The organism is Nocardia salmonicida (assembly GCF_036142455.1).
GTDB classification, from domain to species: Bacteria; Actinomycetota; Actinomycetes; order Mycobacteriales; family Mycobacteriaceae; genus Nocardia; species Nocardia salmonicida.
Window position 1 is genome coordinate 206,159 of record NZ_CP108014.1, and the last position, 14,268, is coordinate 220,426.

The 14,268-nt window shown below is 67.4% G+C and carries 12 protein-coding genes; 7 read left to right on the forward strand and 5 right to left on the reverse strand.

Annotated features, from left to right (window positions below):
* Positions 1-5: 5 nt before the first annotated feature.
* The gene (locus OHS03_RS01060) at positions 6-2,474 is read right to left on the reverse strand and encodes a phosphoketolase family protein (RefSeq protein WP_328660015.1); all 2,469 of its coding nucleotides are present in this window, start codon (positions 2,472-2,474) and stop codon (positions 6-8) included.
* 164 nt (positions 2,475-2,638) lie between these two features.
* Here OHS03_RS01060 and OHS03_RS01065 point away from each other — a divergent pair, with 164 nt between their 5' ends.
* The 5 genes from OHS03_RS01065 to clpX all read left to right on the forward strand — a co-directional run bounded on the left by OHS03_RS01065 (position 2,639) and on the right by clpX (position 7,689).
* The gene (locus OHS03_RS01065) at positions 2,639-3,187 is read left to right on the forward strand and encodes an FKBP-type peptidyl-prolyl cis-trans isomerase (RefSeq protein ID WP_063003510.1); all 549 of its coding nucleotides are present in this window, start codon (positions 2,639-2,641) and stop codon (positions 3,185-3,187) included.
* Between the two features lie 160 nt (positions 3,188-3,347).
* A complete protein-coding gene (tig, locus tag OHS03_RS01070) occupies positions 3,348-4,712 on the forward strand; it encodes a trigger factor (protein WP_056821855.1) in 1,365 nt (454 codons plus the stop codon).
* Positions 4,713-4,879: 167 nt separating this feature from the next.
* The gene (locus OHS03_RS01075; RefSeq protein ID WP_328660017.1) at positions 4,880-5,455 is read left to right on the forward strand and encodes an ATP-dependent Clp protease proteolytic subunit; all 576 of its coding nucleotides are present in this window, start codon (positions 4,880-4,882) and stop codon (positions 5,453-5,455) included.
* A 46-nt stretch (positions 5,456-5,501) separates the two neighbouring features.
* The gene (locus OHS03_RS01080; protein ID WP_056821519.1) at positions 5,502-6,167 is read left to right on the forward strand and encodes an ATP-dependent Clp protease proteolytic subunit; all 666 of its coding nucleotides are present in this window, start codon (positions 5,502-5,504) and stop codon (positions 6,165-6,167) included.
* Between the two features lie 241 nt (positions 6,168-6,408).
* Entirely contained in the window at positions 6,409-7,689 is a 1,281-nt protein-coding gene (clpX, locus tag OHS03_RS01085) for an ATP-dependent Clp protease ATP-binding subunit ClpX (protein ID WP_056821517.1), read from the forward strand.
* Between the two features lie 67 nt (positions 7,690-7,756).
* Here clpX and OHS03_RS01090 read toward each other — a convergent pair whose 3' ends face one another.
* Positions 7,757-8,572, reverse strand: coding sequence for a hypothetical protein (locus OHS03_RS01090; protein ID WP_056821515.1), 816 nt, complete (start codon positions 8,570-8,572; stop codon positions 7,757-7,759).
* 476 nt (positions 8,573-9,048) lie between these two features.
* Here OHS03_RS01090 and mihF point away from each other — a divergent pair, with 476 nt between their 5' ends.
* Complete coding sequence (gene mihF, locus OHS03_RS01095) at positions 9,049-9,363, forward strand: integration host factor, actinobacterial type (protein ID WP_019045768.1); 315 nt, start codon at positions 9,049-9,051, stop codon at positions 9,361-9,363.
* 78 nt (positions 9,364-9,441) lie between these two features.
* Here mihF and OHS03_RS01100 read toward each other — a convergent pair whose 3' ends face one another.
* Complete coding sequence (locus tag OHS03_RS01100; protein ID WP_328660019.1) at positions 9,442-10,626, reverse strand: FHA domain-containing protein; 1,185 nt, start codon at positions 10,624-10,626, stop codon at positions 9,442-9,444.
* Positions 10,627-10,806: 180 nt separating this feature from the next.
* On the opposite strand from OHS03_RS01100, the gene OHS03_RS01105 reads away from it, so the two are divergent.
* The gene (locus tag OHS03_RS01105; protein ID WP_328660021.1) at positions 10,807-11,889 is read left to right on the forward strand and encodes a GNAT family N-acetyltransferase; all 1,083 of its coding nucleotides are present in this window, start codon (positions 10,807-10,809) and stop codon (positions 11,887-11,889) included.
* Positions 11,890-11,917: 28 nt separating this feature from the next.
* Here OHS03_RS01105 and OHS03_RS01110 read toward each other — a convergent pair whose 3' ends face one another.
* The gene (locus tag OHS03_RS01110; RefSeq protein ID WP_056821511.1) at positions 11,918-13,477 is read right to left on the reverse strand and encodes a glycerol-3-phosphate dehydrogenase/oxidase; all 1,560 of its coding nucleotides are present in this window, start codon (positions 13,475-13,477) and stop codon (positions 11,918-11,920) included.
* Positions 13,467-14,084 (reverse strand): TetR/AcrR family transcriptional regulator, encoded by a 618-nt coding sequence (locus OHS03_RS01115; protein WP_301905451.1) that lies wholly within the window; start codon positions 14,082-14,084, stop codon positions 13,467-13,469. The genes OHS03_RS01110 and OHS03_RS01115 overlap by 11 nt, the downstream gene beginning before the upstream one ends.
* Between the last annotated feature and the right edge of the window lie 184 nt (positions 14,085-14,268).

Consider the following 14,268-nt stretch of genomic DNA (forward strand, 5'->3'; position numbering starts at 1 on the left):
CCGCGTTACCCCGCGGTGGGGATCGCCGAGTCGGGCCAGACCCAGTCGGCGACGACCGGGATGTCGGCGCCCTGTTCGCGGGTCCAGCGGCGCGCGATCAACCGGGCGTCGACCATCTCCTGGCGCAGACCCGCCGCCCGCTCACGCAGTCCGGGCACGCGGTCGATCACATCGAGCACCAGATGGAAGCGGTCCAGATCGTTGAGCATCACCATGTCGAAGGGGGTGGTCGTGGTGCCCTTCTCCTTGTAACCGCGCACGTGCAGGTTGGCGTGATTGGTGCGGCGGTAGGTGAGCCGGTGTACGAGCCACGGGTAGCCGTGGAAGGCGAAGATCACCGGGCGGTCGGTGGTGAACAGGGCGTCGAACTCGGCATCGGGCAGGCCGTGCGGGTGTTCGTCGGCGGGCAGCATGCGCATCAGGTCGACGACATTGACGAACCGAATGCGTAAGTCCGGCAGTCGATCTCGCAGAATCGCCACCGCCGCCAGGGCTTCCAGGGTCGGCACGTCGCCCGCGCACCCCAGCACCACATCGGGCGTGGTCCCGAGGTCGTCGTTGTGACACGCCCACTCCCAGATCCCGAGACCGCGCGTGCAGTGCAGCCCGGCCTCCTCGGCTGAAAGCCAGTCCGGCCCTGGCTGTTTGCCCGCCACGACCACGTTCGCGTAGTGCAGCGACCGCAGGCAGTGGTCGTAGGTCGACAGCAGGGTATTGGCATCTGGCGGCAGATACACGCGCACGATATCGGGGCTCTTGTTCGCCACCACGTCGAGGAAACCGGGATCCTGATGGGTGAACCCGTTGTGGTCTTGGCGCCACACGTGCGAGGTGAGCAGGTAGTTCAGGCTGGGGATCTTGCGTCGCCACCCCACCTTCAGGCTGGCGTCGAGCCATTTGGCGTGCTGGTTGAACATGGCGTCGACGATGTGGATGAACGCCTCGTAGCAGGTGAAGACGCCGTGGCGGCCCGTCAGCAGGTAACCCTCCAGCAGGCCCTCGCACATGTGCTCGGAGAGCACTTCGACCGCGCGACCCACCGTCGAGAGATCGACATCCCAGCGCCCGACTTCTTCCTGCCAGTCGCGCCCGGTCACCTCGAGGATGTCCTGGAGCCGGTTGCTGGCCAGTTCGTCGGGAGCGAAGGTGAGGAAGTTGTGCGGATTGCGGGCGGTGACATCGCGCAGCCAGCCGCCGAGCACCCTGGTCGCCTCGTGCTGACCCGCGCCCGGCGCCACGACATCTACGCAGTAGCCGCGCCAATCGGGCAGGTCGAGAGCGCGAATCAGCGAGCCGCCGTTCGCGACGGGGTTGAGGCTCATCGGATGCGCCGGAACCTGTTCCAGCAGGGCGGGCACCGGCGAGCCGTCGTGGTCGAACAATTCCTCCGGCCGATACGACCGCAGCCACAACTCCAGCACCCGCCGGTGTTCGGCGTCGGTGCGCGCGTTGGGCAACGGCACCTGATGGGCGCGGAAGGTGCCCTCGACCTGTTTGCCGTCGACCACCGGCGGACAGGTCCAGCCCTTCGGGGTGTGCATCACGATCATCGGCCAGCGGGGACGTGTCGTGTCACCGTCCTCGCGGGCGGCCCGCTGGAACTGCGCGATCCGGTCCATGCAGGTATTCATCGCGTCGGCCATCGCCTGGTGGACCGGTGCGGGGTCGTCGCCGGAGACGATCAGCGGCTCGTAGCCGTAGCCGCGCAGCAGTTCGACCAGCTCTGCTACGGGGATGCGGGCGAGGATCGTCGGATTGGCGATCTTGTACTCGTTGAGCGCGAGGATCGGCACCACCGCCCCGTCGCGGCCCGCGTTGAGGAATTTGTTCGCGTGCCAGCTGCCCGCGAGTGGCCCGGTTTCTGCCTCGCCGTCGCCGACCACGCAGAACACGATGAGGTCGGGGTTGTCCAGGGCGGCGCCGAAGGCGTGCAGCAGGCTGTAGCCGAGCTCACCGCCCTCGTGGAACGACCCCGGCGTCTCCGGCGCGCAGTGACTCGGCACGCCGCCGGGGAAGGAGAACCGGTGGAAGAATCTACGCATACCGTCGACGTCGCGCGGGATATCCGGCTCCAGTTCGGTGTAGGCGTCTTCGAGCCACGCGCAGGCGTTGGGCCCGGGCCCGCCGTGCCCGGGGCCCGCGACGTATACCGCGTTCAGGCCGCGATCGCGGATCACCCGGTTGGCGTGCGCCCACACCAGATTCAGGCCGGGCACGGTGCCGAAGTGGCCGAGCAGGCGCGGCTTGATGTCCTCGGCGACCAGCGGGGTGCGCAGCAGCGGATTGCTCATCAGGTAGATCTGGCCGACCGCGAGATAGTTCGACGCCCGCCACCACGTGTCGACCGCGACGAGCTCCTCGCGCGAGAGCGGACCGGGTGCGTCGGTGAGGACGTAGGGCGTGGGAGCGATGGTCTCGCCCTGGCCCTCTCCCAGGTTGTCGGCGGCGGTGTCGCCCGAGCTGTTCCCGGTCATCGCGGACTCTCCTCGAAATCGGTGAGTTCGCAGCGCCGTCCGCGCCGCGGTGCATGCACGGGTGCCGATCGAGGACCGGTGACACCCGGTGGGGAATCGCACCGCCGAGCCTACCGTCGTGCCGGTTTCCGCCCCGGCTACGACAGTCGATTACTGTGCGGGCCATGCATTCTCTCGGCAGGATCATCGGAATCGGACTCGTCGCGGCCGCCGCGATCACGACAGCGGCCTGCGGCTCCGACGCGGATTCGACCAGCTCGCCGAGCTCGAGCTCGGTCGGCGGAAATCCCGCGAGCACGGGTCTCGAATGCACCGCCGACGACGTGAAGGTCAGCGGCGGTTTCGGCGAGGCGCCCAAGATCACCATCCCCGAGACCTGCGATCCGCCCAAGACCCTGATCGTCAAGGATCTGGTGGCAGGCAACGGGCCCGGCGCTGCGGCCGGACAGCCGCTGACCATGAACTACGAGCTGGTCACCTGGTCGGACAAGCAGGTACTCGACAGCTCCTTCCAGCGCGGCAAGCCGTTCGGGCTGACCCTCGGCGCGGGCCAGGTCATCCAGGGCTGGGACGAGGGCCTGATCGGCGTACAGCAGGGCACCCGCAGGCTGCTGATCGTGCCGCCGAACCTCGGCTACGGCGAAGGCGGCAACGGTGTACCGCCGAACGAGACGTTGGTCTTCGTGACCGACGCCGTGCAGGTCGGCCGCTAGCGGCACCCTCAACCAAACACCGATTGCGCGACCGCGCGGGCGGTCAACTACCCTGGTCGGGATGCGCATTGTGCGCCGCACCTGGCTTAGCCGTGCCTGACTATGGCGCGTCGCCCCCTGTGGGGACACCACCATGAACTACGAACCAAGGAGTATGTCCGTGAAGAGCACCGTCGAGCAGCTGAGCCCGACCCGGGTCCGGATCAACGTCGAGGTGCCCTTCGAGGAGCTGAAGCCCGACTTCGACAAGGCCTACAAGGCGCTGGCGCAGCAGGTCAAGATCCCCGGCTTCCGTCCCGGCAAGGCTCCGGCCAAGCTGATCGAGACCCGTGTCGGCCGTGGCGCCGTGCTGGAGCAGGTCGTCAACGACGCGCTGCCCGCCCGCTACGCCGAGGCCGTGCAGGCCACCGAGGTCAAGGTCATCGGCCAGCCCGAGATCGAGATCACCAAGATCGAAGACGGCGAAGAGCTCGCGTTCACCGCCGAAGTCGACGTGCGCCCCGAGATCACCCTGCCCGATTACTCGGGCATCGAGGTGAGTGTCGATTCCTTCACCATCGGCGACGACGACATCGAGGAGCAGCTCACCTCGCTGCGTCAGCGCTTCGGCACCCTCACCGGTGTCGAGCGCGCCGTGGCCGATGGCGACTTCGTGTCGATCGACCTGTCGGCGACCGTCGACGGTGCGGACGTCCCCGAGGCGGCCACCACCGGCCTGTCGCACGAGGTCGGTTCGGGTCAGCTGATCGAGGGTCTCGACGAGGCCGTCATCGGCCTGAAGGCCGGCGAGTCCGCCGAGTTCACCTCCACCCTGGTCGCCGGCGACCACGCGGGCTCCGAAGCCGTGATCACCGTGACCGTGCAGTCGGTCAAGGAGCGCGAGCTGCCCGAGGCCGACGACGAGTTCGCTCAGCTGGCCAGTGAGTTCGACACCATCGACGAGCTCAAGGAAGACCTGAAGGGCCGCGTCGAGCGCGTCAAGAAGGTCGAGCAGGCCGGTTCGATCCGCGACAAGGTGCTCGACACCCTGCTCGAGACCGTCGAGGTCCCGCTGCCGGAGGCCGTCGTCAAGGCCGAGGTCGACGCCGTGGTCCACGACGCCGTGCACGGTTTCGACCACGACGAGGCCAAGCTGGCCGAGGCGCTCGAGGCGCAGGGCTCCTCCCGCGAGGAGTTCGACAAGGACACCCAGGAAGCCGCCGAGAAGTCGGTGAAGACCCAGCTGCTGCTCGACGCCATCGCCGAGGCCGAGAACACCCAGGTCGGCCAGCAGGAGCTGACCGAGCGAATCCTGTTCCAGGCACAGCGTTACGGCATGTCGCCGGAGCAGTTCATCCAGCAGGTGCAGCAGGCCGGCCAGCTCGGCGCGGTCTTCGCCGACGTGCGACGCGGCAAGGCGCTCGCCGGAGTTGTCGGTCAGGTGAAGGTTACCGACTCCGACGGCAACGTGGTCGACACCACCGAAATGTTCGGTGACCCTGCGGATTCCGCTGAAATCGAGCTGGACGAAGCCGCTGCTGAGTAGGTTTCGGCGGCGTGATTTGATTGCGCTGTGAGCGAAGAAGGGCGGTACCGGGAGTTCGGTGCCGCCCTGCTTCGTTAGTGTTTGTGACGACGACCCGTATTCGTATGGCCGTAGCAATCGGTGAGAAGAGAAGGCAGGTATCCGTGACAATCAACCAGGCAGGGGTCATGACAGCCACTACTGCTGGTCTCAACCTCAGTGATTCGGTGTACGAGCGTCTGCTGCGCGAGCGGATCATCTTCCTGGGTAGCCAGGTGGACGACGACATCGCGAACAAGATCTGCGCGCAGATCCTGCTGCTCTCGGCCGAGGACTCGACCAAGGACATCGCTCTCTACATCAACTCCCCCGGTGGTTCGGTCACCGCGGGCATGGCGATCTACGACACCATGCAGTTCGCCGAGTGCGACATCGCCACCTATGGCATGGGCCTGGCGGCGTCGATGGGGCAGTTCCTGCTGACCGCGGGCACCAAGGGCAAGCGTTTCGCGCTGCCGCACACCCGGATCATGATGCACCAGCCCTCGGCGGGCATCGGTGGTTCGGCCGCCGACATCGCGATCATGGCCGAGCAGTTCGCCCACACCAAGCGTGAGCTCAACGAACTGCAGTCGCTGCACACCGGCAAGTCGGTGGAGCAGGTGACCGAGGACGCGGACCGCGACCGCTGGTTCACGGCGAAGGAAGCCCTGGAATACGGCTTCATCGACCACGTGGTCGCCCACGCGAACCAGGCGAAGTAGCGCAGGCCCGCGCCCCATCACACTCGAGACAAGCTTGGAGACCAAGATGGCCAATCTGATCGACCCGCGCGCAGGCTTGGGCGGCGCTGCTGCCGCCAACCCGCAGTCGCGCTACATCCTGCCGCAGTTCACCGAGCAGACTTCGTTCGGCGTCAAGACCTCCGACCCGTACAACAAGCTGTTCGAGGAGCGCATCATCTTCCTGGGCAACCAGGTCGACGACGTCTCGGCGAATGACATCATGGCGCAGCTGCTGGTGCTGGAGTCCCAGGACCCCGACCGCGACATCACCATGTACATCAACTCGCCCGGCGGCTCGTTCACCGCGCTGATGGCGATCTACGACACCATGCAGTACGTGCGCCCCGACGTGGTCACCGTCTGCCTGGGTCAGGCCGCCTCGGCCGCCGCGGTGCTGCTGGCCGCAGGCGCTCCCGGCAAGCGTGCCGCACTGCCCAACGCGCGCATCCTGATCCACCAGCCGTCCTCCGGCGGTGTGCAGGGTCAGGTCTCCGACCTCGAGATCGCCGCGGCCGAGATCGAGCGGATGCGTCGCCTGATGGAAGTCACCATCTCGCGCCACACCGGCAAGCCCGAGGAGCAGGTCCGCAAGGACACCGACCGCGACAAGATCCTGACCGCCGAGGAAGCCAAGGAATACGGCATCATCGATCAGGTCTTCGACTACCGCAAGCTCAGCGGACAGAAGTGACACGCCCGGGCCCGCTGTCCTGATCTGGGCGGCGGGCCCGGCTTTTTCACCCGCGGTGGCTCACAATGGTGATGACCCGCACAGCACTCACGACAAACATGCGCGAGTTGTCGACCTCATTCGCGCACAACAGGTACGGTCGACTCAGGGACCATTGCTCTGATTGACGGCACCGAGACGTATTTCCGGCCCAATCGGGGGACGACGGTCGCACTCGGACAAGGAAGTAGGGACCTACGAGATGGCGCGCATCGGAGACGGCGGCGATCTGCTGAAGTGCTCGTTCTGCGGAAAGAGCCAGAAGCAGGTCAAGAAGCTCATCGCGGGCCCTGGGGTTTATATCTGCGACGAGTGCATCGATCTGTGCAACGAGATCATCGAAGAAGAGTTGGCCGAGTCGAGCGAAGTGAAGCTCGACGAGTTGCCCAAGCCTTCGGAGATTCGGGATTTCCTCGAGAACTACGTGATCGGCCAGGACACCGCCAAGCGGACCCTCGCCGTCGCGGTCTACAACCACTACAAGCGCATCCAGGCAGGCGACAAGGGCCGCGACAGCCGCGGTGAGGCCGTCGAACTGATGAAGTCGAACATCTTGATGCTCGGCCCCACCGGTTGCGGCAAGACCTACCTCGCGCAGACCCTGGCCAAGATGCTGAACGTGCCGTTCGCCATCGCCGACGCCACCGCCCTCACCGAGGCCGGCTATGTCGGTGAGGACGTCGAGAACATCCTGCTGAAGCTGATCCAGGCCGCCGACTACGACGTCAAGCGCGCCGAGACCGGCATCATCTACATCGACGAGGTCGACAAGATCGCCCGCAAGAGCGAGAACCCGTCGATCACCCGCGATGTCTCGGGCGAGGGTGTGCAGCAGGCGCTGCTGAAGATCCTGGAGGGCACCCAGGCGAGTGTGCCGCCGCAGGGCGGTCGTAAGCACCCGCACCAGGAGTTCATCCAGATCGACACCACCAACGTGCTGTTCATCGTCGCGGGCGCCTTCGCGGGCCTGGAGAAGATCATCTCCGACCGCACCGGCCACCGCGGCATCGGCTTCGGCGCCGAGGTGCGCTCCAAGGCCGAGGTCGACACCGATGACCACTTCGCCGACGTGATGCCGGAGGATCTGATCAAGTTCGGTCTGATCCCCGAGTTCATCGGCCGCCTGCCCATCGTCGCCTCGGTGACGAACCTGGACAAGGAATCGCTGGTCACTATTCTCTCCGAGCCGAAGAACGCACTGGTCAAGCAGTACGTTCGCCTGTTCGAGATGGACGGCGTCGACCTCGAGTTCACCACCGACGCCCTCGAGGCGATCGCCGATCAGGCGATCCTGCGCGGCACCGGTGCTCGCGGCCTTCGCGCCATCATGGAAGAGGTCCTGCTGCCGGTGATGTACGACATCCCCGGCCGCGACGACGTCGCCAAGGTGGTCGTGAACGCCGACACCGTCGTGCACAACGTCCTCCCGACGATCGTGCCGCGTAAGGCGCAGCGCCCCGAGCGTCGCGAGAAGTCGGCGTAACAAACCAACGGCAAAGGGCCCCTTCGGATCTGATCCGGAGGGGCCCTTCGCTGTGTGTCGATGGATGCTAGGTGGCGGCCGGGTTACCCATGCTCGGCGCGGACAGGAGATTGTCGGCCTCGTCTGCCGGGATCTCCGCGCTGGCACGGACGATCGCGGTGCTGTAGCGGGCGCTGGCGGCATTGTGGATGAGTAGCGCGACACCGATCATCACCGGGGCCACCGCGTGCACAGCGGCGTCGTACCAGTGCTGTGCGCTCAGGTGTGGATAGGTGTTGAGGGCGATGGTCAGCGTGAGCAGGAACAGCTCGGCGATCAGCACCTGGTTGCGATTGCCCATCACGCCCCACTCGGCCACGCGCGTGGTGCCGATCATGATGATGATCAGGCACACGCTGATCATCGCCTCCAGGCCGAAACTGGCCCAGTAGAGCGGATCGGTGGGACCGCCAGGGGCGATGTTGTGCTGGACGTTCACCGCCGACCACAGCATGCCCGTGATCACCACGCCTGCCAGGGCCCGCAGCGACCAGGTGCGGTGCTGATAGAGCGAGGCGAGGCGAGCGCGTGGGTTGGACTCGCGGCGTTGCGCGGCGATGGCCTTGCGGGCCAGCATCAGGTCCGACATCTCGGCGCGCTCCAGCTCCGCGGTGGTGTCCCGCAGGCGGTCAGCGTGCGAGGAGGCGGCCTTGATCTGTTTCCAGCGCTGGTCGCGCTCGTAGGTACGGATCTTCTCGGCGAGTTCGCGCTCGGCGCTCAACTCGTCTTCGGACAGCGCGTCGGTCAGGGCCGGATCGGACTGATAGGCGATGCGGCGCCTGGCCCGTTCCACCCGCACAGGCAGTGCGGTGACCTCGTGATCGAGCGGGTGTTCCTCGCGCATCGCAACTCCAGGTAGCAAAAGGGTTCGCCGGGTCGCGTCATTGTTGCGCATCGAGCGGGGGGAGAACACCCGTGGGCCCGAATTACTCGGTCCGAAGGCGCTGAAAATGTCTGGCGCACAACTGTGTAGCTGTTGACGGAGCGGTACGGGAGACGGTGACGACCGTTCGAGAATCGGTCGCGCCCGGGGCCGAGGAGCTTCGTTGATCCTCCGTGGTTCGCCGTTGAACCTTGATCCCGTAAAAGTGCTTCTGATGATGTGTCGTTGCTGGTCATCGGGGTGTTACTCCGGCCTGAACCGGTCGGTCTTTTCGTCCGTTTGGTCCGGCTTGCAGGGCCTTCATCGATTACGACGTGTTCGGCACGCAAAACTCATCGGCGTATCCTCGCGGTGTGTCGGACTGGTGCTGCCGATTTCGTGCTGTTTACTCGGTCCGTCAATCAGATGTTCGAGTGACGAGTGGAAGCGGAGGAGACATGGCACTGCCTACGATGACCGCCGAACAGCGCACCGAGGCGTTGGCCAAAGCGGCTGCCGTGCGCAAGGCGCGCTCGGAACTGATCGGCAAGGTGAAGGAGGGCAAGGTCACCGTCGCCGATCTGCTCAAGAAAGCCGACAGCGATGACCTGGTGAAAAAGACCAAGGTCGCTGCCGTGATCAAGGCACTGCCGGGCGTTGGTCCGGTCAAGGCCGCCAAGCTGATGGATCAGGCCGAGATTCCCGAAGATCGTCGTATCGGTGGCCTCGGTGCTCGTCAGCGCGCGGCCCTGCTCGACGCCCTCGAGGCCTGAGCCGATTAGCGATCCGACGCCCGTGGTGCTGGATGCACGGGCGTCGGGATGGTCTGTGAGTGATCTGGAACAAGTGAATTACACGCAATAGGTCAGCAGGAAGTCGTTGATCCGCAGGCGCCATCCCGGTTGCAATTCGATCGGGAGGGTGCCGACGCGCGACCAGCGTTCGCTGTCGGGGGCGGCGAAGAACGTTCCGGAGGTCGCGGGGGCCTCGCGGACGAACACCTTGCCACGGTCGGGGGCGACGAAGGCATGGACCCGCGAGACGAGCCGATCGCGCTCGATCAGGATCGGCGTCGCCGCGGAAGCGCGTACCGATTCTTCCCCCGAGGGATTGCGGCCGAGGACATAGGGCCGGTCCAAGGGGTAGCTCAGCCCTTCTTCGGTGACCAGTGCGCCACGCGAACTGCTGTGGGGCGCCGTGCCTTTGCTCAGCGCGACCGGTTCGGCGCGCTTGGCGGCTTCGAGTGGTTGGGACCACGCGCGGGGCGCGTCGGCATTGGGGGAGTTGCGCGGGCCGGTGCTCACGGTGGCACCGTCGCCGGTGCTCGGTCGGCTGCCCGTGCTCACCGTTTCGCTGTCGGGTCGGCCCGCATCGGGCTGGAAACCCGAGGTCGCGGGCTTGTCGGGTGTCGGTGCCGGAAATCCGGCGGTGGCCGGGAGCGCGTCGCCGGCGTCGGTGGGTCGCGAGGTCGGGGCGCGAAGGGCTTGGAAGCCGGTGGCCTCGGTGGGTGCGGGTTCGTCGACGGATTCGACCCGGCGAGGCGGGGGATTGCGACGTCGGCCGAGGTTGAGTACGAAACCGTTGCCGGTGACGATGCCGGCGCGCAGGTCGGTGCGTGGATTGGCGCTGGTGGGGTCGGCCAGCTCGGCGCCCACCGCGATCCGTCGGACCGGTTCGCGGATGATCTCGTCGACCCAGGTGAAGGCCCGGTCGCCGGCGAGGCGGCGGTTGCCCTCCGCGCCGGAGATCTCGGCGATCACCGCGCCGCGCAACAGGATCAGCATGCCGTCGGCCGTCGGGGCGAGCACGCCGAAAGGTGGTGGGGCAGAAGCTCCGCCGAACACCACGCCCGCCAGCCGCTGTGCCAAGGCCGCACCGGGCGCGCTCGCCGCGGTGTTGTTGGCGACGGTTTCCACCGCGCCGAGTAACCGATCGGTCGACGGCGTCTCCCCGGCCAGATAGACGACGACATCGCCGAATCTGGCGACGATCCCGGTCCCCGGCACGATGGCCACGGTGGACGAATGCGCGTGCATCAACGCCTCCTTGTCGGACTGGCTTGTACCGCCGCCTCGGCCGACCCCCCTGTGCGTCAGACCGCGACCTAACTCTCCGCCGCCAGCATAGATGGCCCGACGCCCGGGGATAAGGCCCGAAGCCGAACTTCGAACAGCGTTCGTGTCAAACGGTGTTCGTCGGACGCGTAGGATCGGCGCATGAACGCCGTACCCGTCAGCCGCCGGGCCCGACCGGCGAAAGTGCCCTTGAGCCGCGATCTCGTCATCGAGACCGGATTGCGCATCCTCGACACCGAAGGTTCGACCGCGCTCACCATGCGCAGGGTCGCCAAGGAACTCGACACCGGCGCCGCGTCGCTCTATGTCTACGTCGCCCATCGCGACGACCTGCTGACCGCCATGCTCGATCACGTCCTGTCCCAGGTCCGGGTGCCCACCGAGGGTGACTGGCGTGCGCGGGTGACCCAGTTGGTCGAAAACGCGATCGAGGCTCTCGGCCGCCACGACGGTCTCGCGCTCGTCACCTTCGGTCGCTTCCCGACCACCGAGCACGCCCTCGACTTGATCGAACAGTTGCGCGCCCTCCTGCGCGAAGGGGGGCTCACCCCCGCGACTGCCACCTGGGCCGTCGATCTGATCTACCGGCACATCGCGGCCGAGTCGGTGGAGCCCGCCACCCACCCCGCCGGTGACGTCCGGGCGCGCTGGGCTCTGCGCACGCTGCTCAACGGGATCGTCGCCACCCCGGTGGCCGGTGGACCTGCTCGGCTCGCGCGCGAGGAGGAGATCGCGGACCTGCAGGAGATCGAGCGACGGGCGGGCGCGCCGTTCGGCGAGGTGGGCATGATCGCGATCGCCGAGGACGACCCGCCGTCGTGGGAAGTGTTGTGGGCCTTCGTCGTCGAGGGGCGCGCGTGGGTGTGGCCGGACGACGACGATCACCCGGTCGGTTACCTGGTTCTCGGTCTCGTCGACGGTCAGCCCCACATCGACCAGGTTTCCGTCGACCCGGCCCACGCGGGCGCGCGGATCGGCAAGCGACTGATCGACCACGCGGTGCGGTGGGCGAAAGACCACGACCTCCACGAGATCACGCTCACCACGTTCGCCGAAGTCCCCTGGAACGGGCCGTATTACGAACGCCTCGGCTTCGCCTACATCCCGGTGGCGGACGAGCCGCCGGGACTGCGCGCGATCCGTGCCACCGAAATAGCCCATGGCCTCGACGAATGGCCTCGCGCGTGCATGCGGGCCGAGCTCGCGACATGGAGATTCGACTGACGGCGCTCGCGGCCTGACCCGCAGCGGCTCAGCGGGTGATCGCGGCGTGTCTGGCGAAAGCGGCTTCGGCCGCGGGTGCGGCGGCTTCACGGTCGGTGGGGATCAGGCCGATGCGGGTGCGGCGGTCGAGGAGGTCGTCGATGGTGAGGGCGGCCTCATGGGTGATCGCGAAGTCGAATTCGGCTGCGGTGACATCGATTCCGGGGGCGACCGGTGCGGCGAGGGCGGGATCGGCGAGCCAGGCGGAGACGATGCGGCTCGCTTCGCTGCCGTAGCGCTCGATGAGGACCGGCGGGGCGTCGATGCGGTCGCGGGCGGCTCCGGACACCGCGCCGACGAGGGGGAACTGGGTGGTGCGGCAGGGACCGGCCGTGAGCGCTGACTGCGCCACCGCCGCGTCGACCGCGTCCTGGGCCATCTGGCGGTACGTGGTGAGCTTGCCGCCGACGACGGTGATCAGACCGTCCGGGGCGGTGAGGACCGCGTGCTCGCGGGAGATGTCGGCGGTGCTGTCGTCGGCGGTTTTGAGCAGTGGGCGCAGGCCGGCGAACTTGCCGCGGATATCGGAGCGCGTCAACGGTTCCCGCAGGGCCGTATTGATGGTGTCGAGCAGGAAGTCGATCTCGGTCTCGGTGGGCTGGGGCTCGTCGGGGATCGGGCCTGGCGCGTCTTCGTCGGTGAGGCCCAGGTAGACGCGGCCGTGCGCGGCGGGCAGCGCGAAGACGAACCGGCTGATGCTGCCCGGTACCGGCACCGTCAGCGCGGCACTGAGTCCACCGAAGGCCGCGGCGTCGAAGACGAGGTGGGTGCCACGGCTCGGCCGCAGCTCGATGCTGTGGTCGACCTCGCCCGCCCACACGCCGGTGGCGTTCACGACCGCGCGCGCCCGCACGGCCAGGGTCTCGCCGGAGAGGGTGTCGCGCAGCTGGACCGAATCACCGGTGGCGGTGACGGCTTCCACGCGGGTGAGAACCGTCGCGCCTGCCGAGGCCGCGGTGCGAGCCAGGGCGACGACCAAGCGGGCATCGTCGACGAGCTGACCGTCCCACGCCTGCAAGCCGCCGCGCAGCCCGTCGCGCCGGACGGTGGGCGCCAGGCGCAATGCCTCGGCGGCGGCCACCCGGCGCGAGCGCGGCAACGTGTCGACGGAGGTGTGCGCCGCGATCCGCAGCGCGTCGCCCGCGGCGAACCCCGCGCGGATGAGCGAACTCTGGGCCAGCTTGATGCCGGGCAGCAGCGGAACGAGCTGGGGGAGCGGGCGCACCAGATGCGGTGCGGTGGTGCGCAACAGGATGCCGCGTTCGACCGCGCTCTCGTGCGCGATCCCGACCCGTCCGCTCGCCAGATACCGCAGCCCGCCGTGCACCAGCTTCGAACTCCAGCGGCTGGTGCCGAACGCGAAGTCGTTGCGCTCCACCAGGATGGTGCGCAGACCGCGCGCGGCGGCGTCGAGGGCGACGCCGGTTCCGGTCACGCCGCCGCCGATCACCACCACGTCGACCTCGGGATTCTCGCCGAGCGCGGTGAGGTCGGTGGTGCGTCGCGCCGCGTTCAGGGTGGCGCCGGAAGAGGGGGAGTCAGCAGACATCTGGGTCCTTGTCGGGTAGCGGGAGCAGGTAACCCTCGATAGCCCTGGACAATTCGGCGTCGAACTCCGCACCGGCCAGCAACGACTCCACCGTGCCCGCCGACTGCACCGCGGACTGGGTGATGAGCAGCAGCATGGTGGCCATGTGCTCGGCATCACCCGCCCGGATCGACCCGTCGCGGTGGCCGAGCTTGATCACGGTCGCGAACAGCCCGATCAGCGTGCGCTGATTGCGGCCCAACCGGCCGAACACATAGGTGAGCATCAGGTCGGTGTCGGTGCGGAAGATCTTGGCGAACACCGCGTTCGACCGAATCGCCGCCGCACCCGACACGATGCCGTGGACCAGCCGATCCCGGCCGAGGCCGGTGTCGGGCATGGTCTCGGCGACGATCGTGCGCAGTTCACGGACCAGCAGCTCGGCGATCAGCGACCCGGTGTCGGGCCAGCGCCGATAGACCGTCGGCCTGCTCACGCCGGCCCGCCGCGCCACCTCGGTGAGCGTGGTCCGGCGCACGCCGAAATCGACGACGCAGGCCCGCGTGGCATCGAGAATCGCCACGTCTGTGGGCGAAAGCTGGTCAGCGTGGGTCGCGAGATCGATCATCGTGCTTCACCGCCGGTGTGTTCGGTGGCGCCGGGGACTGAAAGCGCCGTGGTCGGGCTGGAATCGCCCAAGGGTATCGAGCGGACCAGCGGGGTTGCCGTCGTGAATGGCCGGTAGTGACATCCGACAGCGGTACGGATGTCGACTCTGGGACATATCGTTGGTTACTTCTTGACACTATATG

Excerpts from the sequence above, each read along its gene's own strand:
- OHS03_RS01060 (WP_328660015.1), bottom strand. The coding sequence starts at position 2,474 with ATGACCGGGAACAGCTCGGGCGACACCGCCGCCGACAACCTGGGAGAG.
- OHS03_RS01065 (WP_063003510.1), top strand. The coding sequence starts at position 2,639 with ATGCATTCTCTCGGCAGGATCATCGGAATCGGACTCGTCGCGGCCGCC.
- OHS03_RS01075 (WP_328660017.1), top strand. The coding sequence starts at position 4,880 with ATGACAGCCACTACTGCTGGTCTCAACCTCAGTGATTCGGTGTACGAG.
- OHS03_RS01080 (WP_056821519.1), top strand. The coding sequence starts at position 5,502 with ATGGCCAATCTGATCGACCCGCGCGCAGGCTTGGGCGGCGCTGCTGCC.
- clpX (WP_056821517.1), top strand. The coding sequence starts at position 6,409 with ATGGCGCGCATCGGAGACGGCGGCGATCTGCTGAAGTGCTCGTTCTGC.
- OHS03_RS01090 (WP_056821515.1), bottom strand. The coding sequence starts at position 8,572 with ATGCGCGAGGAACACCCGCTCGATCACGAGGTCACCGCACTGCCTGTG.
- mihF (WP_019045768.1), top strand. The coding sequence starts at position 9,049 with ATGGCACTGCCTACGATGACCGCCGAACAGCGCACCGAGGCGTTGGCC.
- OHS03_RS01100 (WP_328660019.1), bottom strand. The coding sequence starts at position 10,626 with ATGCACGCGCATTCGTCCACCGTGGCCATCGTGCCGGGGACCGGGATC.
- OHS03_RS01105 (WP_328660021.1), top strand. The coding sequence starts at position 10,807 with ATGAACGCCGTACCCGTCAGCCGCCGGGCCCGACCGGCGAAAGTGCCC.
- OHS03_RS01110 (WP_056821511.1), bottom strand. The coding sequence starts at position 13,477 with ATGTCTGCTGACTCCCCCTCTTCCGGCGCCACCCTGAACGCGGCGCGA.
- OHS03_RS01115 (WP_301905451.1), bottom strand. The coding sequence starts at position 14,084 with ATGATCGATCTCGCGACCCACGCTGACCAGCTTTCGCCCACAGACGTG.